The organism is Sulfitobacter sp. (genome assembly GCF_041552635.1).
In the GTDB taxonomy this organism is placed as follows: Bacteria; Pseudomonadota; Alphaproteobacteria; order Rhodobacterales; family Rhodobacteraceae; genus Sulfitobacter.
This window is the reverse complement of sequence record NZ_JBFEKM010000137.1, coordinates 1-11,133: the sequence shown is the minus strand read 5'-3', so window position 1 is coordinate 11,133 and position 11,133 is coordinate 1. Positions and strand designations below refer to the sequence as shown.

Genomic DNA, 11,133 nt, shown 5'->3' with positions numbered 1-11,133 from the left:
TCAGCGATGCCTTCTTTATAGACTGCCCCGTTCAGGGCGCTGATGGGCTCAGACATTCTGCTTCTCCCCTTCTTTATCGTAAAACACCGGATCGACGATTTTCGCATTATAGGTTTTGCCATCGGTGCCGGGGAATTCCAGCACCTCGCCCATGCGGTCAGGACCGTTGAGGACCAGTCCCATGGCGATGCCTTTGCCCAAAGTCGGCGAATGGTAGGTCGAGGTAACGCGTCCGATCATGTTGCGCTGGTTGTTCTCGTTTACGCCCTCGCCCACGGCATAGGCACCATCCGGCAATGTGCTGCCATCGGTTGTCTCAAGCCCAACAAGTTTCCAGCGGGTCGGGTCGACCATATGGCTGCGCTCTTGCGCGCGCTTGCCAAGGTAGTCTTCCTTCTTTTTCGATATCGCCCAGTTCAGCCCCAGATCCTGCGGTATCACGGTACCGTCGGTTTCGTCCCCGATCATGATGAACCCTTTTTCGGCGCGCAAGATGTGCAGACATTCAGTGCCATAAGGCATCACACCCAGATCATTCCCCGCCACCATCAGCGCATCCCAGAAGGCCTGGCCGACGCCCGCATCCACAGCGATCTCATAGCTCAGCTCGCCCGAGAAAGAGATGCGGTAGATCCGGCATTTGAAGCCACCAAGTTCGCCATCGACCCATTCCATAAAGGCCAATGCTTCTTTGCTGACATCCATTCCGCCCAGCTTTTCCAAGCACTTACGCGCATTGGGGCCAACGACGGCGATCTGCGCATATTGTTCGGTGACATTGGCAACATAGACGTTGAAATCCCACCACTCGGTCTGCAGCCATTCTTCCATGTGTTGGTGAATACGGTCCGCGCCGCCCGTGGTCGTGTGGCACAGGAAGGTGTCATCATCGACGCGCGCAACCACGCCGTCATCAATCAGGAACCCGTTTTCCGAACACATCAGGCCATAGCGACACTTGCCCGGTTTCAGGCTGCTCATCATGTTGGTGTAGAGCATGTCCAGAAATTTGCCCGCATCCGGCCCTTTGACGATGATCTTGCCAAGGGTCGATGCATCCAGCAGGCCCATGTTGGTCCGCGTGTTGGTGACCTCGCGCATCACCGCGTCATGGGTTGTCTCGCCGGGGCGGTTATAGGAATAGGGTCTGCGCCAATGGCCGACAGGTTCCCATTCGGCCCCATTGGCATCATGCCAGTCGTGCATTGGCGTGCGGCGCAGCGGTTGGAAGACCTCTCCGCGTGCTTCGCCGCCAATCGCACCCATTGAAATCGGGTGGTACGGCGGACGGAAGGTTGTGGTGCCAACGGTGGGTATATCTGCGTTCAAGGCCCCTGCAAGGGTCGCAAGACCATTGATATTGCTAAGCTTTCCCTGATCCGTTGCCATGCCAAGCGTGGTATAGCGTTTGGTATGTTCAACGCTCACAAAGCCTTCTTGAGCAGCAAGACGCACGTCGGATACTTTGACGTCGTTCTGGTAATCGAGCCACGTTTTTTCGCGCAACTTTACGTTGGCCCCGTGGGGCATCATCCAGACCGGGGCCAAGGGGGATTCCTCTTGGCGGTCGGCATTTGGCGACGCGGCATCACCGGGCAACCCAAAGCCCAGCGTCGTGACAACCCCGTCCGCCGCCGCATGCGCATCATGCAAAATATCATCAAGGCCGAAATATCCCGCCGCAGCACCTGCAGCAGTAACAAATCCATGGCCATCCGAACCAAGGGGCGGATTATCGACGTCGGGGCGGAAACTGGCCAGTTTTGCATCCCAAGTCAGCTTACCACCGCAATGGGACCACAGATGCACGACCGGTGACCAGCCGCCCGACATGGCAACGGCTTCGCATTGGATCGTTTCCAGCACGGCCCCTTCGCCCGCTTGGCTGCACACATCAACGGCTGTCACACGTTTGCCGCCTTTGACGCTGGACACAGCGTGGCCCATCATCACACGAATACCAAGGGCCTTGGCACGGGCCATCAGTGCTGAATCCTCGGGCAAGACGCGGGCATCAAGGATGGCAGGCACAGACAAACCCGCCTCGACCAAGGCAATCGCGGTGCGGTACGCATCGTCATTGTTGGTCACCACGACGGTGCGGTCCCCGACACAGACGCCGAAATTCACCAGATAATCCCGCACGGACGCTGCCAGCATCACGCCGGGAATGTCATTGCCGGCAAAGGACAAGGGCCGTTCAATCGCGCCCGTCGCGGTGATGATGTGACCCGCCCGGATACGCCACAGACGGTGGCGGGGGCCTTTGATTTCGGGCGCGTGATCCTTGAGACGCTCATAGCCCAGCACATAGCCGTGGTCATAGACCCCTGCCCCCATGGTGCGGGTGCGCATCTGGACGTTTTCCATCGCAGACAGTTCGGCAATGAGGGCGGCGATGTAATCGTCAACCGAAGCGCCATCGACTGTGCCGCCATCCACCGGCGCACGCCCACCCCAATGGGACGTCTGTTCCAGCAAAATCACCTTGGCCCCGGACAGGGCTGCGGTGCGCGCCGCCTCAAGGCCCGCAACGCCGCCACCGATCACCAGAACATCGCAAAACGCATGGAAATGTTCGTAGGTATCGACGTCTTTGTCTTTCGGTGCTTTGCCCAATCCCGCGGAGTGGCGGATGATCGGTTCATACACGTGCTTCCAGAACGGCCGCGGATGAATGAACATCTTGTAGTAGAACCCGGCAGGCAAAAACCGGCTGAGGTATTTGTTGATGGCACCCACGTCGAATTCAAGGCTGGGCCAATGGTTCTGGCTGGCGGCATCCAGACCATCGAAAAGCTCGGTCGTGGTGGCGCGTTGGTTCGGCTCGAACTGGCCGTCGCGGCCAAGGTTCATCAGCGCGTTAGGCTCTTCCGGGCCAGCGGCGACGATCCCGCGCGGGCGGTGGTATTTGAACGACCGGCCCACCAGCATCTGGTCATTGGCCAGCAAGGCCGAGGCCAGCGTGTCGCCCTGAAACCCGCGCAATTGTTTACCGTTGAACGAGAAATTCACCGGCGTGGATTTGTTGAGCAGGCGGCCGCCTGTGGCAATTCTGGTGCTCATGAGATCAAACCTTGGTGTTTGCGGGGGCGCAGGTGCCTCCGGCGGGAGTTTTTTTGGCAAAATGAAGCAGCGGCATTATCGGGCATCCGGTTTTTGCCAGTCGGGACGGCGGTGGGTTATCTTGTCGATGATATCTTGGGGCACCGTGCTGGTTTGCGCTGTGTAAGTGCCAAAGATCTCGAGGGTCATGGTATCACGGGCGGCATGAAACCACTTGCCGCAGCCATAGACATGCCGCCAGCGTTCGAAATGCACGCCCTTGGGGTTTTCACGCATGAACAGGTATTGTTCAAAATCGTCATCCGAGGCCCCCGGCCCAAAGCGCGTCAAATGTGCCTCGCCGCCTGCATGAAATTCGGTTTCTTCGGCGGTAATACCGCAATTAGGACAGGTGAGGACTAGCATGAAACGCTCCTTGCGAGGCTTGCACGAGACGCAAAAAAGCCGACCCCTAAAAAGGGATCGGCTTTGATCGTCAGATTATTCCGGGTAGAGGGCTTAGTTGCCTGTGGCAGATTCCGCAGCGCCTTCAACGGCTTCTGCAGCACCTTGGACAGCATCCCCAGCACCTTCGATGGTGACATTGACGTCGTTAGAGTCGTCCATCGGGTTGCCGTTTGAAAAGAAGAAGAAGCCGAAACCGATGACAATAACGACCAGCACGCCGATGACGATGCCTGTCCCAGTGCCACTGGTTTTGTTGATTGTTGTGTTAGGCGTTTGTTGGTTGTCTGGCGTAGCCATTTTACTGATCCTTCATATACTCTATATGAAGACACAACATCGTGAGCATCCAAAACGTTCCAGCCGCCCTTCGAAAAAACTGCGCGCCGCGACAAGTATTCTTCAGCGTCACCCACCAAAGCACCGTGACTACGCCGCGTGGCCAGCATTTTGCTTCCTGCCTGAGCAGTTCTATGGTCGGTCGCCTTGTCGGCGCGGATGCGGCAGGACATCACACCGCCAATGAAACGCACGTCGCTGTCACCACGTACCCGCGGGGTGCCGCAAGCGACCTCCTGAACGGGGCCGGATAAAGCTTGAGTGAGCATTAGTGCGCCACCCCTGCCGCCACGCTTTCGTCGATGAAACGACCTTCTTGAAAGCGGTTCAGCCCGAATGCGTCCGTGAGGGGCGAGCGGCCCTTGGCGATCAGTTCAGCCATCGCCCAGCCAGAGCCCGGGATCGCCTTGAAACCACCGGTGCCCCAGCCGCAGTTGATAAACACGCCATCAACAGGCGTTTTACTCAGGATCGGAGAGCGGTCGCCCGTCACGTCCACAATACCGCCCCACTGGCGCAGCATTTTCAAGCGTGACACCATCGGGAAGGTCTCGACCAAGGCGCGGACCGTTTCTTCGATATGGTGGAACGACCCGCGTTGGGTGTAGTTGTTGTAGCCGTCGGTGCCGCCGCCGATGACCATTTCGCCCTTGTCGGACTGGGACATATAGCCGTGCACGGTGTTGGCCATCACGACCACATCCATGCAGGGTTTGATGGGTTCAGACACCAGCGCCTGCAAGGCGACGGATTCAATCGGCAGACGGAACCCCGCCATATCGGCCAGATGACCCGAATGGCCCGCGACCACCATGCCCAGCTTGTCGCAATCAATATCGCCGCGGTTGGTGGATACACCGGTGACCTTGCCCCCCTCGGACCGGATACCGGTGACTTCGCATTTCTGGATGACGTCCATGCCCATGTCGGAACAGGCCCGCGCATAGCCCCACGCCACCGCATCATGGCGCGCCGTACCGCCACGCGCCTGCCAAAGACCGCCCAGAACCGGATAGCGGGGACCAGCAAGGTTGATGATCGGCACCAGTTCCTTGACCTTTTCGGGGCTGATGAATTCGGTTGTCACGCCTTGCAACGCATTGGCGTGGGCCGTGCGCTGATAGCCGCGCACCTCGTGATGGGTCTGCGCCAGCATGATCACGCCACGCGGCGAAAACATGACGTTATAGTTAAGGTCCTGCGACATCGTCTCGTACAGGGAGCGCGACTTTTCATAAATCGCGGCGGACGGGTCTTGCAGATAATTGGACCGGATAATCGTCGTGTTCCGCCCGGTGTTGCCGCCGCCCAGCCATCCTTTTTCCAAGATCGCAACATTGGTGATGCCAAAGTTCTTGCCAAGGTAATAGGCCGTCGCCAGCCCGTGCCCCCCTGCCCCGATGATAATCACATCATAGCGTTTCTTGGGTTGCGCGTCGCGCCAGGCCCGCGTCCAGCCGGTATGGTGACGCAAAGCTTCGCGGGCGATGGCAAAGGCAGAATATTTCTTCATTGAAGCGGTCCCCGGCATTGGATTCGCGCAAGACAGCGCGTTTGGTTCTTTCTGGGTGAGCGGGCAAAAAAGAGGATACCCCCCGCGGCATTCTTTATCAGTTTTACGACATCAACCGCAATCGTGCAAAATAGCCGCACGGCTGCAACAAGATGGCCCCTTTTGTCACAGCCGAACAAAGGCTACATGTGCACCCGCAACAATGAATGGACGTTTTATCCGATGATCTTTTGGTTGATCGCTGCGGCCGGTGCCGCGCTTGTAAGTTTGGTGCTGCTGCGTGCGTTGTGGCGGGGCGCACAAGCCCCAGTGCCCGCGCGCACCGAACACGACTTGCAAGTCTACCGTGACCAACTGGCCGAAGTTGAACGTGAAGTGGCCCGCGAGGTCTTGTCCGAAGCCGATGCCGCCCGCGTACGCACCGAGATTTCCCGCCGCATTCTGGCTGCCGACACGTCCCGCGCCGATGCTGTTCAACCCGGCGCAGGGCCCTCGAAACTGGTGATGGGGGTTATTGCCCTTGCGATGATCGGCGGGAGCTTGGCGCTGTATCTGCAGTTGGGCGCACCGGGATATGGCGATCTGGCGCTGAAAGACCGGATCGCTTTCGCACAGGAACTGCGCGAGAACCGCCCCACACAAGCCGCCGCACAGGCGGGTCTGCCCCCCACGCCCGGCTTGGCCGATCTAAGCCCGGAATATGCGGCGCTTTTGAAGCAGCTGCGCGAAACCGTCGCCAAACGTCCTGACGACATACAAGGCCAAACGTTGCTTGCCCAAAACGAGGCGCGCGTCGGCAATTTTGTGGCCGCTGCAACAGCGCAATCTGCCGTGGTGCGGATCAAAGGGGCCGAAGCATCGGTTGAAGATGTGGCTGGCTATGCAGAATTGCTGGTGTTGGCCGCAGGCGGTTATGTGTCCCCCGAAGCCGAAGCCGTCTTGCGCGCAGTGCTTGCACGCGATGTGGAAAACGGCACGGCGCGGTATTACTGGGGCCTGATGTTGGTCCAGACGGGGCGGCCTGATCAGGCGTTCAAAATGTGGGATGGATTGTTGCGCCGCGGCCCCGAAGACGCACCATGGATCGAGCCGATTTTGGCGCAGATCGAACCCATCGCCGAAATGGCCGGCGTGGACTACACAGTCCCCGAAATTGGCGTTGGCGCGCTGCGCGGCCCATCGGCCGATGATATCGAGGCAGCCCAAGACATGACACCCGCCCAGCGGATGGAGATGATCGGGTCGATGGTCGACGGTCTGTCCGAACGCCTTGCCACCCAAGGCGGCCCGGTAGAAGATTGGTCGCGTTTGATTTCGTCGCTTGGCGTGCTGGGCCAGACCGACCGCGCGCAGGCGATATATGACAATGCCCTTGAGGTTTTTGCAGGCGATCCCAGTGCATTGGACGAGATCTTTCGCGCTGGCGAACGTGCGAGCCTTGCCCAATGATCTATGACGACATCACAGATTTCGCCGCAGCCCTGCCCCCGATGCAAGCCCTGATCGGGCTTGATCTGGGCGAAAAAACCATTGGCGTCGCGGTCACGGACAGCTTTTTGTCAGTGGCCACCCCGCTTGAGACGGTGCGCCGCAAGAAATTTGGCCTTGATGCAGCGCGGTTGATCGAAATCATAGAAAACCGGCGCATTGGTGGCCTGATCCTGGGTTTGCCACGCAATATGGATGGGTCCGAAGGACCGCGTTGCCAATCGACGCGGGCGTTTGCGCGCAATTTCGAAAAGCTGGCCAACATCCCCATCGGCTTTTGGGATGAGCGGCTCAGTACGGTCGCAGCAGAAAAAGCCCTGCTCGAGGCGGATACATCTCGCAAACGTCGCGCCGAGGTGATCGACCACGTGGCGGCAAGCTATATCCTGCAAGGGGTACTGGACCGCTTGGTGGTCTTGCGGGCAAAAGGCGGATTGGCATGAGCGACGAGATCTGGAAGCGCAACGAGGTTGAGAGCCCCTGCATCAAACTATGCGTCGTCCATCCGGAATCGCGGCTATGTACGGGGTGTTTGCGGTCGATCGACGAAATCGGCGGCTGGTCGCGCATGACGCCAGAAGCGCGTCGTGCCGTCATGGCAGAACTCCCCTCGCGGGCGGGGGCGTTCGGGAAACGTCGGGGTGGTCGTGCTGCTAAATTGGCTAGACGGCAGGATTAACGCGCCTGGCGGGTCAATCCGTACAGAAAATCAAGCAGATGATCGCTGGTCTGGGCCCCTTCTGAAAACGCTGGCGCGTAATCGGAATTTACCGCAGCTTCGGCGGCCAAATTGCCAAATGCGCGTTGCGCCGTCCAGTATCCGGTGTCCCGCGCGGCTGGTACAAATGCAATCACCACGTTTGTCCGGTTGTCCGTTTGATTAGCCATTTTATCGTCCCTCATGTCTTTGGCCCTTTTGATTCGCTGATCGAGCCTATGCCGGTTAATAGGATCCCGACATAGTTAACTAACTTTGAAGTTAAGGCGAGATTACGGCAATAGCGTGAAGTTTCTGCCCAAATGCGAAATAATCTTTGAGGATTGTTTCCACAAAGATTACTTCGCCATCAGTCGGCAGCGAGCCATGCTTTGGGCCCCGCCGCCATCATGGGACGCAGATAGGCGATCATACGCCCCTCGGCAGGGGCATTGTGACCTGCGTCAAACGGGGCCACCCCGTGCAGCAGGTGCCGGTGCAACAACATCGACTGACCGGGCCGTGCCACAATACGCACCGGGGTAATCTTGTCAAAGACATCGCGACGGGCCGCCTGATAGGCGTCGGTCAAATCAACATCAATCGGGTCTTGCTGCCCCACCGCATCGCGCAACGCCGCCCCCATATAAAGATGGCTTTCGGGCCATACCATCAGCGGTGCTGCCTCTGTCTCATTCAGCGGCAGCCCCAAGATAAACCCGTGCCATTCTTCCAAAAACCGCCGTTTTTGCGGTCCGCGTGGCAAAAGGCCATCAACATGGGCGGCAAAGCGGTTGCGGCGAAACCTGTGGGCCCCATCACTCTCAGAGCCGTCTTGCAGCGGATAGCCGGGATACACGATCGAAAGCTGCGCCCGGTGATACGCTGCTGGCACCGTAACATAATCCTGCCATGGCCCCGCAAGTGGGACGCCCCCGATGCTGCCATCTGGGTCATTGGGCAGCGCATCAACACCCACGAACCACGTATTCCCATGGCGCAGGTTTTGGGCCCTGATCGCCGGATCGGCAGAAATCAATAACGCCTGCTGATGTGCCGCCGACGCCCAGTCGGCGGCTTGGTCTGTCGCATCAAAAACAACAAACCCGTCTTTGTGCAGGCTGTTCAATAGCCCAGCGATTTGCGGATCATGTTCAGCGCCACGAAAACCAGAAATACCGCAAAGATTCGCTTGAGAGGTTTGGGGTCCATCGCATGGGCCAGCTTGACGCCAAGCGGTGCGGTGATCAGCGTCATGGCGATCACGATTGCAAAGGTTGGCAGGTTGACCGCGCCGATGGTGTAGGGCGGGCTGTTGGGTGCCGCATCAACCATCAGAAACCCGATGACCGCAGGCACTGCAATCAACACCCCGAATCCCGCAGCCGTGGCCACCGCGCGGTGGATCACCACGTTAAACAGGCTCATCAATGGCACACCAAAGCTACCGCCGCCAATGCCCATCAGCACCGATAAAAAACCCACCGAAGGCGACAACGCCGCGCGTGCAGCACCCGTGGGCATCGCTTGCCCCAAGCGCCAGTCGGCGCGCCCGAACGCCATATAAAGCCCGACAACCAATGCCAATGCTCCGAAAATGCCCTGCAAGACGCTGGTGCGCAACTGGGCCACAACCAACATCCCGATCACCGCACCGATCACGATGCCCGGTGCCCATGTCCGCAGGATCGCCCAGTCGACGGCACCCTTTTTGTTGTGGCTGTGCACCGACCGGATCGAGGTCACAATGATCGTCGCCAGCGAGGTCGCCAGACACATCTGCATCAGCTGCGGCCCGTCATACCCCAGCGTCTGGAAAGCATAGAAAAACGCTGGCACCAGAACGATGCCGCCCCCTACGCCCAACAATCCGGCCAACACGCCCGCAAAGGCTCCGATGACCATGATCAGCACGGTCATTTCAATAAGTAACGTGGTGTCGGGCATTTAGGGGCTCCTTGCTGGGGTTGGCGTGTTGCTACACCTGTTCTTGCGCCGCTGCCAGTGTTTGCATTGCATCCAGCGCATCCAGCAAGACCTGGCGGTCTGCTGCGGGGCCGGATGCGTTCTCGGACAGGTGCCGGCGCCAGATGCGCGCGCCCGGGCGGCCGGCAAACAAGCCCATCATATGCCGGGTGATCTGGTTCAGCCGCCCGCCGCCGTCGATATGCGCATCAATATAGGGCAACATCTGCTGCACGGCGGCCTCGGCGGTGGTGTCATTGCCCTTGCCATAGATGCGCCGGTCGGCCTGACACAGGATATCCGCGGGGCTATGGTAGGCACTGCGCCCGATCATCACCCCGTCCAGACCCATGTCCAGAAAATGTTCTGCCTGATCAAGGCTGGTGATCCCGCCGTTCACCGAGATATGCAGGTTCGAAAACAGCCCCTTCATGCGGTGGACAAGATCATAATCCAGCGGCGGGATATCACGGTTTTCCTTGGGGCTTAACCCCTTGAGCCACGCCTTGCGGGCATGGATCGTCACCCGTTCACAACCTGACCCCACGATATGGGCCAGAAATTCCGGCAAGATAATTTCAGGATCCTGATCATCCACCCCGATGCGGCATTTAACGGTGACTTCGACGTCAACCGAGCGGCGCATCGCCGCGACACATTGCGCGACCAAGGCCGGTTGCTCCATCAAGATTGCGCCGAAACTGCCCGACTGCACACGATCCGACGGGCAGCCCACATTCAGGTTAATCTCGTCATATCCTGCCTGCGCCCCCAACCGCGCCGCTTCGGCCAGTTCAGCCGGATCAGAACCGCCAAGCTGCAACGCCACAGGGTGTTCTAACGGGGAATGATCCAGCAAATGCAGCGCGCCCCCGCGCACAAGCGCCGGGGACGTCACCATTTCGGTATAAAGCAGCGTCTGCTTGGACATCAGCCGATGCAGATAGCGGCAGTGACGGTCGGTCCAATCCATCATGGGTGCAACGGACAACCTTGAAGACTTGCAAATATCTGATTTAATTGACCTTTTATTCAAAACCAGTTCCGCTTCGCATTTCAAATTCTTGCACGTTTCTGCTTGTTTTTGCCTGTTTTTTGCTGTCTGAACAATGAGTGTTGTTCATTTTGACCAAAAATGTTGTTCAGATATCGACATCAATGGCGACGCAGTTCGTTCTCGACGCTTTGGATCAAGCAATCTGACAAAGAAAAACACCTGATAACAATGCCTTGGTTCACTACTCAGACCGTGGATCGCAATATCTCTCGATCAAGTATACCGAGCGCCTTGTCGAAGTCGGTATTGACCCATCGGTTGGAACAGTCGGCGTTTCCTATGACAATGCTCTCGCTGAATGCGTCATTGGCCTGTTTAAAGCCGAGGTCATCAACCAGATCGGTCCGTGGAAATCGATGCGCGAAGTCGAATGGGAAACGCTGAAATGGGTCGATTGGTATAACAACCGCCAGCTATTCGGGCTCATCGGATACATCACACCCGCAGAAGCAGCGGACGCATTCTATGCAAACCTAAACACACTCGATAAAGTAGCCTGACGTTGAACAGATCACCCTCCGGTAAACTCGGGGCGGCGCAAGTATCTAGGGGCCAACAACGTGG

General features: G+C 58.3%; 11 protein-coding genes and 1 pseudogene. 4 read left to right on the top strand and 8 right to left on the bottom strand.

Annotation, left to right across the window (positions count from 1 at the left end):
• Positions 1 to 48 precede the first annotated feature (48 nt).
• From ABYT07_RS15215 to ABYT07_RS15200, 4 genes are all read right to left on the bottom strand, one after another.
• A complete protein-coding gene (locus ABYT07_RS15215) occupies positions 49 to 3,066 on the bottom strand; it encodes a sarcosine oxidase subunit alpha family protein (protein ID WP_372992889.1) in 3,018 nt (1,005 codons plus the stop codon).
• A 75-nt stretch (positions 3,067 to 3,141) separates the two neighbouring features.
• Positions 3,142 to 3,471, bottom strand: a complete 330-nt coding sequence (locus ABYT07_RS15210; protein WP_372992888.1) for a sarcosine oxidase subunit delta — start codon at positions 3,469 to 3,471, stop codon at positions 3,142 to 3,144.
• 93 nt (positions 3,472 to 3,564) lie between these two features.
• Entirely contained in the window at positions 3,565 to 3,810 is a 246-nt protein-coding gene (locus tag ABYT07_RS15205) for a hypothetical protein (RefSeq protein WP_372992887.1), read from the bottom strand.
• Between the two features lie 307 nt (positions 3,811 to 4,117).
• Entirely contained in the window at positions 4,118 to 5,362 is a 1,245-nt protein-coding gene (locus tag ABYT07_RS15200) for a sarcosine oxidase subunit beta family protein (RefSeq protein WP_372992886.1), read from the bottom strand.
• Between the two features lie 222 nt (positions 5,363 to 5,584).
• Between ABYT07_RS15200 and ccmI the strand changes: the two genes are divergently transcribed.
• From ccmI to ABYT07_RS15185, 3 genes are read left to right on the top strand one after another with little or no spacing between them, the layout of a single operon-like run.
• The gene (gene ccmI, locus ABYT07_RS15195; protein ID WP_372992891.1) at positions 5,585 to 6,811 is read left to right on the top strand and encodes a c-type cytochrome biogenesis protein CcmI; all 1,227 of its coding nucleotides are present in this window, start codon (positions 5,585 to 5,587) and stop codon (positions 6,809 to 6,811) included.
• The gene (gene ruvX, locus ABYT07_RS15190; protein ID WP_372992885.1) at positions 6,808 to 7,293 is read left to right on the top strand and encodes a Holliday junction resolvase RuvX; all 486 of its coding nucleotides are present in this window, start codon (positions 6,808 to 6,810) and stop codon (positions 7,291 to 7,293) included. Before ccmI ends, ruvX begins: the two co-directional genes overlap by 4 nt.
• Positions 7,290 to 7,529 carry a DUF1289 domain-containing protein gene (locus ABYT07_RS15185; RefSeq protein ID WP_372992884.1) on the top strand — a complete coding sequence of 80 codons (240 nt, stop codon included), beginning with the start codon at positions 7,290 to 7,292 and terminating at the stop codon, positions 7,527 to 7,529. The genes ruvX and ABYT07_RS15185 overlap by 4 nt, the downstream gene beginning before the upstream one ends.
• Here the strand turns inward: ABYT07_RS15185 and ABYT07_RS15180 are convergent.
• From ABYT07_RS15180 to dusA, 4 genes are all read right to left on the bottom strand, one after another.
• Positions 7,526 to 7,738, bottom strand: coding sequence for a hypothetical protein (locus ABYT07_RS15180; RefSeq protein WP_372992883.1), 213 nt, complete (start codon positions 7,736 to 7,738; stop codon positions 7,526 to 7,528). The two genes, ABYT07_RS15185 and ABYT07_RS15180, sit on opposite strands and share 4 nt — an antisense overlap.
• A 179-nt stretch (positions 7,739 to 7,917) precedes the next feature.
• Complete coding sequence (locus ABYT07_RS15175; RefSeq protein WP_372992882.1) at positions 7,918 to 8,676, bottom strand: hypothetical protein; 759 nt, start codon at positions 8,674 to 8,676, stop codon at positions 7,918 to 7,920.
• On the bottom strand, positions 8,673 to 9,494 hold the full coding sequence (locus ABYT07_RS15170) for a sulfite exporter TauE/SafE family protein (protein WP_372992881.1): 822 nt from the start codon (positions 9,492 to 9,494) through the stop codon (positions 8,673 to 8,675). The genes ABYT07_RS15175 and ABYT07_RS15170 overlap by 4 nt, the downstream gene beginning before the upstream one ends.
• A 31-nt stretch (positions 9,495 to 9,525) precedes the next feature.
• On the bottom strand, positions 9,526 to 10,533 hold the full coding sequence (dusA, locus tag ABYT07_RS15165) for a tRNA dihydrouridine(20/20a) synthase DusA (protein ID WP_372992890.1): 1,008 nt from the start codon (positions 10,531 to 10,533) through the stop codon (positions 9,526 to 9,528).
• 149 nt (positions 10,534 to 10,682) lie between these two features.
• On the opposite strand from dusA, the pseudogene ABYT07_RS15160 reads away from it, so the two are divergent.
• Positions 10,683 to 11,069: pseudogene (locus ABYT07_RS15160) on the top strand (integrase core domain-containing protein); the annotation flags it as partial.
• Between the last annotated feature and the right edge of the window lie 64 nt (positions 11,070 to 11,133).